Origin of the sequence: Streptomyces shenzhenensis, from assembly GCF_003688995.1 — a bacterium.
Taxonomy (GTDB): Bacteria; Actinomycetota; Actinomycetes; order Streptomycetales; family Streptomycetaceae; genus Streptomyces; species Streptomyces shenzhenensis_A.
In genome coordinates this window covers 76,366-88,999 of record NZ_PENI01000009.1, presented here as the reverse complement: position 1 = coordinate 88,999, position 12,634 = coordinate 76,366, and the positions used below count along the sequence as shown (strand labels likewise).

Below are 12,634 nucleotides of genomic sequence, written 5' to 3'. Positions count from 1 at the left end.
CGCGGTTTCCATGCTTCATGGTTACGGTCCTGGGTCGTCCGAGTTACCCGGCGGGAACCCGGCCAAACCGCACTCATGTGAGGCCACCGGCACCGGGACCGCACGCGCTGCCCCGGCCGGCAACCACCGCCCACACCCTGGCCGAAGCGTCGTCTGCCGACTTCGGTGTCGGCGATGAGGAAGTCGGGCATCTGGAGGCCACGTCCCTGAACAGTGATGCGGTGTCCTGCCGGATGCCCCGGGCCAGTGGTAGGCGGCCGAATACGTACGGCAGCCCGCGCGGGTCAGCAGACGGCTGTGCGGCTACCGTGCACGGGCAGCAGAACACCTTGGACGAAGCTCGCCGCGTCGCTGGCCGTGTAGGCGATTGCCTCAGGGATCTCCTCAGGCTCGGCCGGTCGGCCGGCCGGGGCCTGGGCGGCCAGGACATCGAGGTACTCCCCCATGCCCGACGTGCCCTCGGTGCGTACCGCCCCGGCGCGGACGGCGTTGACCCGCACCCCGCGCGGACCGTACTCCGCAGCCCACGCCTTGGTCATCAGCTCCACGGCCGCCTCGCTCGCCCCGCGCAGGGCCAAGCCCGCGACCCCGAACGCGGCGGCAATGGTGCTCACGTCGACCCGGCCACCGCCCAGGTCCAGGGACCGCCGCGCCAACTGCCGCACCGCATGCGCCTCGCGCAGATCGACGGCCCCGAAGTCGGCCCTGCCACCGCGTTGCCGTAGGTCACAACCCGGCGCCGTCTACTGAGCGGCCGAGGGCGTCGCGTAGTGCCCAGTACGTGGGTTTCGCCTCGTACTCCGCATCCCAGGGAAGGGCGTTCCCCGGGCTCGGGGGATAGTTGCGGATGTCGGCCGTGGAACCGTAGCCATCGGTGAAGCCCCAGGTGGAGAAGGAGGTGCAGTTGGGTTCCTCCCTGCAGACGGTGAGTTTCCCCGCGAACTGGCGGGCCTGGGCGTCCTCCTCGCCCTCGCCGACGAGGACGTCCATCTCCGAGACTCGGGCTTTCAGGCCGAGCGCGGCCAGCGCCCGGACCTTGCGCCGGAAGGCTTCGGGGTCGGTACGGTCGTCGGCGGCGTACTCGTGGTTCTGGAAACCGACACCGTCGATCGGAACGCCGCGTTTCTTGAGCCGGATCAGCAGCGCGTAGAGGGCGTCCCAGCGCGGTCCGTCCTCCTCCACCCCGTACTCGTTGAGGTAGAGCACCGCCTGCGGGTCGGCCTCCCGGGCCGTACGGAAGGCGATGTCCATGTACTGCTCGCCCATCGCGTCGAACCACAGGTGCGGCCGCACGCCGCGGTTGCCGTTGGTGTAGTCCTCGTCCTCGTCGGACATGGGCTCGTTCACCACGTCCCATTCCGCCACCTTCCCCCGGAAGTGGCCCGCGACCGCCCGGATGTGTTCCGTCATGACGCGCCGGCGGTCCTCGTGCGTCATCTCGGCGCGCATCCATGAGGGCAGCGCCTCGAACCAGACGAGCGTGTGCGCGTGCACCTGCATCCCGTTGGCGTCGGCGAAGTCCACCAGGGTGTCGCCTTCCTCGAAGGCGAACACGCCGCGTCGCGGCTGGACGAACTGTGCCTTGAAGTCGTTCTCCGGCGTGAGCATGGAGAACTCCTCACCCGCCGTCCTGCGGTAGGCGCCGTCGGTCAGCAAAGGGCCCGCGGCCAGGGCGGTCCCCAAGCGGATCGGGCGCTGGAGGTCCGCCGCCAGGTCACGCAACGCATCGGTGGATCGGGGTACTTTCAGCCCGGGGGCGTCCCGGACGGACATCCGTCCCCGGCCCAGTGGCATCGCGCGGAGTCCGCCGAGCGTCCAGCCCTCCCCGCCACCCCCCGCGTCCGCACCGAACCAGATACGGCCATGGCCGAAGACGTTCCGCCCCGGAACGGTCCCCACGACGTTGCCGTCGGCCTCCAGCACCAGCCTGTCCCCCCGCACCTCGACGGCGAGGCGGACCTCGTCCCCGAAGCCTTTGCCGAAGGTGCGGGTCAGAGCGGGCCGGTCCGAGTCTCCGTCCCAGCGGTCGAAGCGGAGCCGACCGCCGGCCACACCGATCCGCACGCCGCGCCGCTCGCGACGCCACTCGTCGTACACGACGGGAGTCTCACCGTACAGATGCAGGTAGGCATCCGTGCCGTCCGTGTGTCTCAGGCGCGCCTCGATACGGATGTCGCCCCGGAACACGAGGTGGGGACCGCGCAGGTTCACCGGTGGATTCGGCTGCCCGCCGCTGCCGTCCTGTCGGGTGATGCGCCGGTCGAGGCGTGTGATGCGAACTCCTGACGGCGTCGGCTTCGCCCCGGCGAAGTGGGCCCAGTCCCGGCCGTCGAGCAGGTCCGTCGCCCGTCCCTCTGCGGGCGCGGAGCCACCGGTGCAGGACATCGAGGCCCCAGCGAGCAGGGCGCAGGCAACCGCGGTCACAACGCTCCTCCGTACCCGCATGCGCAGCGACACTCCCCTCCGACGCTTCTTCCCTCACCGCCCCGGCGTCATCATCCCCCGGGTGACCGGGCACGCGGTACGCGGGGTGCGGCCAGCGCAAACACCGTCAGGGAACGTAGGGCAACTCCGGCCAGACCGCTGAGGTGTTGCCGACGTGCTGGATGTTGGTGGCCATGCGTTCGAAGGGGATGTCGAGCAGTTCACCCAGGGCTTTGAGAATGTGGGTGTTGGCCTGGTGGATCACGAACCGGTCGACGTCGGCCAGTTGTTGAAGACCGGAAGCCCGGACATGGTGATGTACCGCTCCAGACCGGAACCGGGCCCGCCGGGCACCGGGTGGCGCGATCCTCAACCCGGGACGTGGATCAGGTCGGCGAGGCTGCCGTCGCTGCCGAGCGTCACCGGTCCGATCTCGCCCCGCTCGGTACCCCGGACACCGGCCCGCACCACCGCCGCTCCCGCGCCGTCGGCGAAGAGGACCGAGGTCGACGGGTCCTGGGGATCGAGGTAGCGGCTGATCGTCTCCGCACCGATGACCAGGACGCGCTGCGCGCTGCCCGCGGCGCCCCCACCGTGCCGAGGCCCAGTCGTGTTGCGATGGCGGGCGCGACGGCGGGGAGCCTTCGGTCCGGCGTCGTCGTGCCGACGATGACCGCGTCCACCTCGTAGACTCCGGCCGAGCCCAGCGCCCGCCGGGCGGCCTCGACAGCGAGATCCGATGTCGCCATCCCCGGCGGGACGACATGCCTACTGTCGATTCCGGTGCGGCTGCTGAGCCAGTCGGCAGGGACTCCGAGGCGTTCGCCGAGCACGTCGTTGGTCAGCACGGTCGGCGGCAGCCAGTGGCCGATCCCCGCGATCACCGCGGCGGGCGAACCGTCAGCGGGGTGCGTCAAAGGCGCGTACGCCATCGCCCGTCACCCCCTCACTCGGCGAGCGGTAGTACCAGTAATTGTCGGCGGCGGGCAGCCAACTGCACCGCAACGGGTCGTGCACCAGCACGATCACCGGGCTGATCGGGACGAACACCAGGCAGTACAAGGGGATGAGAACAAGATTCCACGGCATACGCAGTAGTTCGAGACCGGTCAGCCCTGCGGTTTCGACTCCGCTCAGCCGCTGTGCCTTCGCGACCTCGGCGACCAGGAGCATGTAGGGGCTGTCCTGGTCGAGGTCGAAGTAGTCCCTGGCCGCGTCGGAGAGCACCGCGGGGGCGAACGGCCGGAACGACTCCCGGAACTTGATCTTCAGGTTCATCGTGGTCTGCATCTCGGGATCGCGGGGATCGCCCAGAATCGAGCGGGCGCCCAGCGCGCGTGAGCCGAACTCCATCCGTCTCTGGAACCAGCCGACGATCTGCTTGTCGGCAAGCGCCTTGGCGACCCGTTAGGCGATCCCGTCCGCGCCGAGTTACTTGTACGGGATTCCCGCACCGTCCAGGTGGGCCCCGATCTCCTCGTCGCTGAACGCGGGCCCGAGCAGCGCACCGGACATCGCGTCCTGACCGCCCGTCGACTCGGCGCGGACCGCGCAGCGCTCCACCGCGACGGCCATGGCCACACCCAGCGCTCCGCCGGCGATGCGCACGGCGAGCACGGCCACCGCGAGGGATTCGTCCCTGGGTCACGGCACCGCTCACGTGGGCTCGCGTCCCGGTGAACTCACGCAACAGCCCCTCCCCTGGGCCGACTTCATCGGCCAACGTCATGATGCCTCCGGTGACAGCCGCCCCGGAGTCGCCGGTTGATGCGACAATCAGCGCATGGCAACAGTCTTTTCGCAGATTCTCGCGGGAGAGCTGCCCGCACGGTTCGTCTGGCAGGACGACGAGGTGGCCGCTTTCCTCAGCATCGCTCCGCTGACTCCTGGTCATACGCTGGTCGTGCCGCGGCGCGAGGTGGACCAGTGGACCGATGCGGACGGCGAACTGCTGGCCCATTGCATGACGGTGGCCCAGGCGATCGGACGCGGTGTACGGCGGGCCTGGGACGCGCCTCGTGCCGGAGTGGTCATCGCGGGTTTCGAGGTTCCGCACATGCACATCCACGTGGCTCCCACATGGGGGATGGCCGACTTCGACTTCTCCAAGGCCACGGTCGAAAAGGATGAGGCCGCTCTCGACGATGCCGCGACGCGGCTGCGTACCGCGCTGCGCGAACTCGGTTTCACCGAGAGTGTGCCGACCGGCATCTGACCACCCGACGTCAAGTTCACACCCCTTCTTTGTGCGTAGCCGATCCTTCGGCCCGGGACCTGTGGCACGTAACCCACCACAGGTCCTGGCTCCGCCGGCGGACACAACACGACGCTCTATGGCCTTGTGCTCAACGTCACGCAGACGTTGCCGCATCATGTCCAGCCTGCCGACGGAGTACAACATGGCCGCCTTGCCGCGCCGGTTCCCGGCGCGTTCGGTCGCGGCCAGCGCCAACTGCGTTGTCTTCTGCCACTCATCGACGTAACCACCGTGCTCGAAGATGCTCGCTGACGTGAACGCCAAGTCCCAGCGCAGCTCGTCGAATCCGGCATCGGAGGCGAGCCTGACAGCCGCGATGAGCGATCTCAGTTCCTGCGCCCAGCGGATCGTGCCTGCCTGGACGATGCCCACCTTCGACCCCGACGGACGCCAGCGCGGCACATCGGCATGCAGAACGGTGCAGTCCTCGCCGTGTGTCCCGCGGTGCCACTGTTCGACCAGTGCCAGCCACGCACCCAGCACGCGCCCGAGCACAACCCTGCGCCCCTCCTCGCTCTCGATCAGCATCAGCTGTTAGGGGCCGCGGCAGCACGGCCGCGCGCAGCCCGGCGCCGGTCATCACGGCCGCGGTGTCGCGGGCCCTCCTGGACGGCGAGTTTGCGGGTCAGGGGTCCGCTCGCCGTCCTCGAGCCGCAGGGTGAGCAGCGGCCCGTCGAGGGTGTCCGTGTCGAGTACGACCCCGGTGTGGTGCGCTGTCGCTTCCAGCACCGGTACCAGGCCGGTGTACTCCTCGCCCGACACACGGACAAGGGGCCGGGCATCCGTCCCATGACTCCGTAGTCCTCGAAGCTGAACAACCAGTCGCCCAGCTGCCCTGCCCGCAGTACCGACCCATCCGCCAGTTGGGCGGCCTGCTGCCGGGTGAGGAGCCGAGCGGCGTGGGTGTCGGAGCCGTAGCGGGCGAGCACCTCTTCAGGAGTGATGCCGCGGCTTGTCGGCGCGGGCCGTATAGCGCACCCACCTTCCATTCTGGTACCGCGGGACGATGTCGGCCCACAGAGCACAGTCAAGCTGTACGCCGCCGAAGCTGCAGCGTGCTTCGGGTCGGACAGCGAGCAACCGTTCTTGACTCCAGATCAGGAAACCGACTGATCTGCGTCTCACGGGCAACCACCTTGGCGCACCTGGCGTCTTGATCGGCAACAGAGGAAGCCCCGCCCCCTGGGCCGGGGTTCACCCTCGACGCTCTATACACGCCATGTATACGCAACATGTAGAGATTGCATGTATAGATGGCGCGCATACCGATCGAAAGGCAACCATGTACGGCAAGGCAATCGCCCCGGAATACCAGGGCGCCCTGACCACCCTGTCCGTGAACTCCTCACTCACCGACGTACTGGCGGCCGGCACAAGGCAGTTGAGAGAGGCCGAGCGCGCCGGGGAGCACGGCGAGGCCGCGCGCTCCGGGCTCGCGGTGGCCGAGGCGCACCGGCGACTGGGACAGATCGGGGAGGCCGACCGGGCATGGAAGGCCAGTTATCGGGCGGCCAAGACGGCGGGAGACAAGGGGACGATGGCCTGGGCGCTGTGGAGCGGCGGCACCCTGGCCCGGCAGCGTGGCTCGTTCGCGCTGGCCCGGCGGCTGCTCGGGCTCGCGGCCGACATGGGCGAACAGGGAGATGATGTCGTCGTACGCGGCTACTCCCTCGCGGGGCTGGCCGAGACGGGCAGGATCCAGGGCGACTACGAGGGCGTCGCCCGGCTGCACGAGCAGTTGCTGGCCGAGGCCCGTCGGCGCGGCGAGGCACGGCACACGGTGTGGGCGCTGGAGGGCATCGCGCAGATCCACCGCCAGCGGGGGTCGTACGACAGCGCGTACGCACTGTTCGAGGAGGCGGCCGGGATAGCCGCGCGCGCCGACGACCGGCGCGGCCACGCCTGGGCGCTGCGCGGGCTCGCCGACATCGTCTCGGCGCGGGACGGTGACGTCGAGCGGGCACTTGCCCTGCTGTCGGAGGCAGAGGCCACCTGCCGGGCGATGCGGCTCTCCAGCGCACTGGCCTACAACCACAAGATGCGCGGCAACGTCCTCTACCGGGGCGGGCGTTGCGCCGAGGCGCGGGACATGTACGAGCTGGCGCTGGCGGAGTTCCGCGAGATGAGTGAGCCGCGCGGGGAGGCGCTGGCCCGCTTAGGGCTGGTCAAGTCACTCGCCCGGCTGGGCCGCGACCGCGCTGAGACCGTTGCCGAACTGTCCGCTCTGGCAGCCGAGTTGGATCGAATCGGCCTGCGGCACGCCAGGGAGATGGTGGCGCGGGCGCAGGATGAGCTCGGTGTGCAGGCCCAGGAGGACCGCGGCGTCCCGGCGGAGGTCGCACGGTGACGCCGCTCTCCTCGCCGCCACAGGCGCCGGTCGATGTCCCCCTCGTCCTGGATCGCTGCCGTGAGGTGGTGCGGCCCGCGTTGCTGAAAGCGGTCGGGCGGATGCACCCGTGGGTGGGCGAGATGGCCGCGTACTCCTTCGGCTGGTGCGAGGTGGGCGGCGCGCCCGCTGCCGCATCCGGCGGCAAGGGGGTGCGGCAGGCGCTGGCCGTACTCGGGGCCGAGGCGGCGGGTGCCCCCGGCCGGGCCGGGGTGCCCGCAGCGGTCGCGGTGGAACTGGTACACGCCTTCTCGCTGCTCCACGACGACATCATGGACGGCGACCCGGCCCGGCGCCGCCGCCCCGCGGTCTGGAAGGCGTACGGCACCGGGCCCGCGGTCCTCGCGGGCGACGGCCTGTTCGCGCTGGCCGTCGAGACGCTCGCCACCACTCAGGCGGGTGCATCCGCGCTGCGGATGCTGTCGGCGGCACTGGGCGATCTGGTGCGCGGGCAGGCGGACGACCTGCTGTTCGCCGCACGGCCCTGGACGGGGCCGCAGCGGGTGCGGCCGGCGGAGTACCGGGCGATGGCCGAGCACAAGACCGGCGCGCTGCTGGGCTGCGCGGCCGCGCTCGGCGCCCTGCTCGGCGGCGCGCCGCCGCCCGCGGTTGCCGCCTTCGACCGGGCCGGCCGCCGTCTCGGCCTGGCGTTCCAGGCCGTCGACGACGTACTGGGCATCTGGGGCGACCCCGAGGTCACCGGCAAACCCGTTCACAGCGATCTCCGGGAGCGCAAGAAGACCTTCCCGGTGCTGGCTGCGCTCGACTCCCCGTCCCCTGAGGCGCGGCGTCTGGCCGCGCTGCTGAAGTCGGGAGCGGACCCGCAGGAGGTGGCCGTACTCATCGAGGCGGCGGGCGGCCGGGCGGCGGCGCTGGACGAGGCACGGGGTCACATCGCGGCGGCGGAGGCCGCGCTGGCGGACGTCGCGCCGCAGGGCACAGCCGGGGACGAGCTGCGAGCGCTGTCGGCGTTCCTCGTACGACGCGACCTCTGAGCGGGCGTCGACGTCGTCCCACGGTGCCACGTCACCCAGCGCCCGGATCGAGCCGAGGCCCGCCAGGCGCTCAGGGGGCGTCCGTCAACGCCGGCACCGTGGGTTCCACCCCGGCGACCACGCCGAATGCCGCGTCGCGGACGTGGAGCGGGCTGTCCCGGGCGTCCGTCGCGACGGCGCGAACACAGGCGACCATCGGAGTCCGACGCGCGCAAAGCAGGTCGGTCGTTACTCCGGGCCAGGGCGAGCCCCGCCTGGGGAGACGCCGTGCGACGGTCCTCCGGACGGCGTCCATCGCGGGACGATCCGCCTCCTCGTGCTCTGCCACTGTCCCGCAGGTCGCCTAGTAGTTGAACCTCACTAGCTGCCGGATGGCCTTGAGTGCCTGGCCCGCTCCATCCTCAACCGCCATGTGTCGCGCGCCCCTTGCGGCGGCTCGTGTATATGCGTGCCGCTTCACGACTTGGGCGAGCGAGTCGGCAAGCCGTTCGGCGGTGAGGGCTCGGAAGGGGATCGGGTCGGTGGCTGCGCCGAGGGCAGCAAGTCGTCCCGCCCAGAACGGCTGGTCGGCGGTCACCGGTACGGGGACGGACACTCCGGCGCGCACCGCGGCGGCCGACGTGCCGGCCCCGGCATGGTGGACCGCCGCCAGCCGTGGGAACAGGAGGGCGTGCGGTACGTCCCCGATGGTGAGCACGTCGTCGCCGTAGGCCGCGAGCCCGGCACTGCCGACCTGGAGGATGCCGCGCAGCCCGGCGCGGCGCAGGGCTCGCACGGCGATGTCGCTCAGCCGTTCCCCGTCGCCGGCCGCCATGCTCCCGAAGCCGATGAAGACGGGCCGGGGTCCGGCGCGAAGGAAGTCCTCCAGGTCCGTGGGCAGTCGTTCGGACGTGCCGTGATGGGGCCACCAGTTGCCCACCACCTCCAGGCCGGGGCGCCAGTCGGAAGGGCGGGGCACCAGTGCGGTGCTGAAGCCGTGCAAGACGGGCCAGTTCGCCCGTTCCTGCCGTCGGCGCATCACGGAAGCGGAGACCGGAGGCAGTTGGAGGCGATGGCGCAGCTTGGCCACCGCCTGCTCGTAGACACGGTCGGCCATGCGAAGAGCGAAGCGTCCGGCTATACGGTTGGCGGGACGGCCCAGCGAACGCGAGCCGGTGACGACTGATGGGAAGTCGCCGGTCGGCGCGGTGGGTTGGAGGTACACACCGGCGCTCGGGGTGCCCGTGGCCTCGGCGAGGTGCCAGCCGAGTGGGGCCGTGGTGGCCGACAGCAGGAGCAGATCCGTGCCGTCGGCCAGTGCGCCGGCGAACCCCTGCCCAGCTCGGTGATGAACGCGGCAGCAGTACGCATCAGTTCACGCTTGCCCGTCACGCCGTCGCGTCCCCGCGGGTCGGCTGGGAGACTCCGGAATTCCAGTCCGGCGTCGCGTACGAGGGGTGCGAAGGTCTCTGTGGTGGCGAGGGCGACTTCGTTTCCGGCCCGACGTAGTTCCGCGCCCAGGCCCGTGTAGGGCGCGACGTCGCCGCGTGATCCAGCCGCGGCGATCAGGATCCTCATCGGTCCTCATCGGAACCGGTACGGCCACCTGCGTGGTGGGCCGCGTTGGCGTGGACCGCCTTGCGCACATAGGCGGCCAGGCCCGGGCGCTGCTGCGACGGCGGTACGACAAGAGCGAACGCGCGCGGGTCGGCGATGAAATCGTCCGCGATGCGCTGGTGCATGTCGTGCGGGCAGGCGGTGAACCAGCGTGAGATGTGCAGGCGGTACTCCTCGGCGAGGTCCATGGCCCGCTCACCATCGCTCGGCTCCCCCTCGTCGAAGGCCGCGAGCAGCTCCGCGCGCCAGGCGGCGGCCTCGCCCATGAGCTGCCGCCAATCTTCCTTGGTGTGGGCATCCGCGCGCGCCATCGCCTCGCGCTGGCCGTCCGACTGCGCCCACTTCAGCTCCGCGTCGGTGGCATAGCTCAGGTCGAAGGTAATCTCACCGAAGACCTCGAAGCGTTCCTGAGGTGTCAGGGACACCCCGGTCTGCTGGACCTCTATCGCCCGTTCCGCCACCTCGGCCAGTCGCTGCAGCCTGGCGGTCTCCTCGCTCAACTGGCGCTGCCGCGCCTGGAGATGCTTCAGGGCGTTCGACTGCGGATCCTTGAGAATCACAGCGATCTCATCGAGGGAGAAACCGAGTTCACGGTAGAAGAGGATCTGCTGGAGACGGACCAGGTCAGCGTCACTGTAGAGCCGGTATCCGGCGTGACTGCGGCCGCTGGGCGAGAGCAGTCCTGCCTTGTCGTAGTGATGCAGTGTACGCACCGTCGCCTTGGCGAAGGCCGAGACCTGCCCCACGGAGTAGCTCATCCACCTGCCCTTTCGTCGGCATACAGCCTCAAGCCTGACGTAAGGGGAGGGTCAAGCTGTAGTGCGCCGCGCTGCGGTGAGGGGCCGGCTGCTGCTCGTGATCGCTCATCCTCCGGAAGCCACGGTTCCTCGGCTCAGCCCGCTGCGCACTACGGTCGAGGTCCACGTGGAGTGGCCCGGGGAGGCGCCGCAGGAGTTCTTCCACAAGGGCAACTCGGTTCTGCACACGATGGAGTACGAGGGCGATCCCCCGCGCCGACCGCTCAACGTCGACATCCTCGACGAGCGGATCACCCGAGATCCGGACCCGCCTCTCCCCGGGCCGGGGAGCGCCTTCCAACCTGAGGAGGTGGCCGAGCAGCGTTGGTCAGCGGCGACTGGTAGACCCTGGGTCATGACGTTCTTGGTGGCGGTTGAGCGTGATGCGAGTGGATGGCGGGTAGATCAGGATGCGCTGACGGAGGCGATACTCGGTCGGTGGACCGACGCCGCGATCCGCTCGAAGATTGGCAGCGAAGTGCGCAGTCTCATCTGGGAGTTCGAAACCAGGAACGGTCCCGGAGAGGCGTATCTGCATGCGGAGGGTACGTGCCTGTACATGGACGTCTGGGAAGACGACGCCATCTGGTTGGCCGTCCTCTTCCGCGAGTTGACGCCGGACGGTCTTGACCTGGCCTTCTGCGATGAGGGCTACACATTCGATGTTCGCCTTCAGCCAGGTACCACCGAGGCCGAGCTGGCGGACCTGGTGAATAGGGCGAGCTGAACTCAGGAGCGGAGCTTGTGCAGGAGCCGCCCGGTGTTCAGGGCAGCTATGGCCGGCTCTGCAGCGGCGCGAACATTGGTGTGTGAGGCGTTGACAGCCACCTGACCTGCGGAGAACTGGTCCCAGTGGCCACGGTAGGGAACCCGGACCGTGCCGCCAGCGCCCTGGCAGCACTTGTCGGCCCGATAGAGAACATCAGACCTGGTCAGAGCCTCAATCAGCGGTGCTGTCTCGCGTGCCGCCACAGGACGTGGACGACACGGACAGCTCCAAGAACTCCAGCAACCGAAGCTCCCGCGACCAGCAAGAACGTGTTGACGGCAGGAGAGAACTGCCAGACGAAAACTGGTCCGGCAATCACCGCGAACACGACGGCGCCGAGAAAGCACGCGCTGAGCAGCGCATAACCGATCTCAACCGTGATCTCGTCCCGCTCAGCCTGACTACGTCGCCCGTTCCGCATGCTTAACTGATCGTTTCAGAATGAGTTGAGCTGCGGGTCTTGTGCCTGCTGATCTTGGTCGGCAAGGTGTCCGGGGTGCGTGCTGATCTTGTTCCTGACGGCCTGTGGGAGCGGGTGGCCCCGCTGCTGCCGCCTGCTCCCGAACGGCGCCATCGCCACCCCGGGCGGCTACGCGTTCCCGACCGAGCGGCGCTCGCCGGCGTCATGTACGTGCTGCGGACCGGTGTCGCGTGGCGCGATGTTCCCGCGGAGACCGTGGGCTGCTCCGGCGTGACTGCCTGGCGTCGGCTGCGGGACTGGACCGAGGCTGGCATCTGGCCACGCCTGCACGCTGCCCTGCTGGCCGAATTGCGCCGCGCCGGCCTGTTGGACCTGGACGACTGCTCCGTGGACGGGTCGCACGTCCGGGCTCTCAAAGAGGGGATCACGTCGGCCCCTCACCGGTCGACCGCGCCCGCCCCGGCTCCAAGCACCACCTGATCGTCGACCGACACGGAACTCCGCTCGCCGTCACCCTCACCGGTGGCAACCGGCACGACGTCACCCAGCTCCTGCCGCTGTTGGATGCCATCCCATCGATCCGGGGACTGCGAGGACGCCCCCGCCGCAAACCCCGGCGTCTGTATGCGGACCGGGGCTACGACTTCGACAAGTACCGCCGCATGCTGTGGAAGCGTGGCATCAAACCCCTGATCGCCCGACGCGGCGTCGCCCACGGCTCCGGGCTGGGCAAGGTGCGCTGGGTGGTCGAACGAGCCTTGTGCGCCACGAGGCGCTCTGTTTGTATCCCCGGTTCAGCCGGGAGGAACTCGGAAGGAGGTTCCTGGGCCCGATGACTTACCTGGATCCGAAAGGTGAAGGGGACAAGAGCATGTCAGAAAACCTGTGACCGGGTTCAGTTGTCAGGGACGGTGTGCAGGGTGGCCCGCGCGATATGGCGAAGACTGGATCGTTTGAAGCCCAATCCCCAGAAGATGCAAGTTCCCATC

The 12,634-nt window shown here is 69.6% G+C and carries 12 protein-coding genes and 3 pseudogenes; 5 read left to right on the top strand and 10 right to left on the bottom strand.

Features of this window, described 5'->3' with window-relative positions; translation table 11 throughout:
* Window positions 1–284 precede the first annotated feature (284 nt).
* The 6 genes and pseudogenes from CTZ28_RS16745 to CTZ28_RS47025 form a co-directional block, all read right to left on the bottom strand.
* Window positions 285–683 carry an SDR family NAD(P)-dependent oxidoreductase gene (locus CTZ28_RS16745; protein WP_121890208.1) on the bottom strand — a complete coding sequence of 133 codons (399 nt, stop codon included), beginning with the start codon at window positions 681–683 and terminating at the stop codon, window positions 285–287.
* Window positions 684–726: 43 nt separating this feature from the next.
* Window positions 727–2,424 (bottom strand): endo-1,4-beta-xylanase, encoded by a 1,698-nt coding sequence (locus tag CTZ28_RS16740; protein WP_259471660.1) that lies wholly within the window; start codon window positions 2,422–2,424, stop codon window positions 727–729.
* Between the two features lie 127 nt (window positions 2,425–2,551).
* Window positions 2,552–2,797: a 3-oxoacyl-[acyl-carrier-protein] synthase III C-terminal domain-containing protein gene (locus tag CTZ28_RS47715; RefSeq protein ID WP_121890206.1), complete on the bottom strand. Its 246-nt coding sequence runs from the start codon at window positions 2,795–2,797 to the stop codon at window positions 2,552–2,554.
* Window positions 2,794–2,964 carry a hypothetical protein gene (locus CTZ28_RS49960; protein WP_472926669.1) on the bottom strand — a complete coding sequence of 57 codons (171 nt, stop codon included), beginning with the start codon at window positions 2,962–2,964 and terminating at the stop codon, window positions 2,794–2,796. Before CTZ28_RS49960 ends, CTZ28_RS47715 begins: the two co-directional genes overlap by 4 nt.
* A gap of 360 nt (window positions 2,965–3,324) precedes the next feature.
* Window positions 3,325–3,813: pseudogene (locus tag CTZ28_RS16725) on the bottom strand (carbamoyltransferase C-terminal domain-containing protein); the annotation flags it as partial.
* Between the two features lie 42 nt (window positions 3,814–3,855).
* Complete coding sequence (locus CTZ28_RS47025) at window positions 3,856–4,047, bottom strand: hypothetical protein (RefSeq protein WP_183154427.1); 192 nt, start codon at window positions 4,045–4,047, stop codon at window positions 3,856–3,858.
* A gap of 160 nt (window positions 4,048–4,207) precedes the next feature.
* On the opposite strand from CTZ28_RS47025, the gene CTZ28_RS16720 reads away from it, so the two are divergent.
* On the top strand, window positions 4,208–4,639 hold the full coding sequence (locus CTZ28_RS16720; protein WP_121890204.1) for an HIT family protein: 432 nt from the start codon (window positions 4,208–4,210) through the stop codon (window positions 4,637–4,639).
* Window positions 4,640–5,260: 621 nt separating this feature from the next.
* On the opposite strand, the gene CTZ28_RS16710 is transcribed toward CTZ28_RS16720, so the two are convergent.
* Window positions 5,261–5,443 (bottom strand): hypothetical protein, encoded by a 183-nt coding sequence (locus tag CTZ28_RS16710; protein ID WP_121890202.1) that lies wholly within the window; start codon window positions 5,441–5,443, stop codon window positions 5,261–5,263.
* A 520-nt stretch (window positions 5,444–5,963) separates the two neighbouring features.
* Here CTZ28_RS16710 and CTZ28_RS16705 point away from each other — a divergent pair.
* On the top strand, window positions 5,964–7,028 hold the full coding sequence (locus tag CTZ28_RS16705; RefSeq protein ID WP_121890201.1) for a tetratricopeptide repeat protein: 1,065 nt from the start codon (window positions 5,964–5,966) through the stop codon (window positions 7,026–7,028).
* A complete protein-coding gene (locus CTZ28_RS16700) occupies window positions 7,025–8,062 on the top strand; it encodes a polyprenyl synthetase family protein (RefSeq protein WP_121890200.1) in 1,038 nt (345 codons plus the stop codon). Before CTZ28_RS16705 ends, CTZ28_RS16700 begins: the two co-directional genes overlap by 4 nt.
* Before the next feature lie 343 nt (window positions 8,063–8,405).
* On the opposite strand, the pseudogene CTZ28_RS16695 reads toward CTZ28_RS16700, so the two are convergent.
* Together CTZ28_RS16695 and CTZ28_RS16690 are read right to left on the bottom strand one after the other, a co-directional pair.
* A pseudogene (locus CTZ28_RS16695) lies at window positions 8,406–9,619 on the bottom strand (glycosyltransferase).
* On the bottom strand, window positions 9,616–10,416 hold the full coding sequence (locus CTZ28_RS16690; protein WP_121890199.1) for a MerR family transcriptional regulator: 801 nt from the start codon (window positions 10,414–10,416) through the stop codon (window positions 9,616–9,618). Before CTZ28_RS16690 ends, CTZ28_RS16695 begins: the two are co-directional and overlap by 4 nt.
* 166 nt (window positions 10,417–10,582) lie before the next feature.
* Here CTZ28_RS16690 and CTZ28_RS48290 point away from each other — a divergent pair, with 166 nt between their 5' ends.
* On the top strand, window positions 10,583–11,182 hold the full coding sequence (locus CTZ28_RS48290) for a hypothetical protein (RefSeq protein WP_259471659.1): 600 nt from the start codon (window positions 10,583–10,585) through the stop codon (window positions 11,180–11,182).
* Between the two features lie 217 nt (window positions 11,183–11,399).
* On the opposite strand, the gene CTZ28_RS47710 is transcribed toward CTZ28_RS48290, so the two are convergent.
* Window positions 11,400–11,645: a DUF6332 family protein gene (locus CTZ28_RS47710; RefSeq protein ID WP_121890198.1), complete on the bottom strand. Its 246-nt coding sequence runs from the start codon at window positions 11,643–11,645 to the stop codon at window positions 11,400–11,402.
* A 75-nt stretch (window positions 11,646–11,720) separates the two neighbouring features.
* Here CTZ28_RS47710 and CTZ28_RS16670 point away from each other — a divergent pair.
* Window positions 11,721–12,403 (top strand): annotated as a pseudogene (locus CTZ28_RS16670) (IS5 family transposase); the annotation flags it as partial.
* Between the last annotated feature and the right edge of the window lie 231 nt (window positions 12,404–12,634).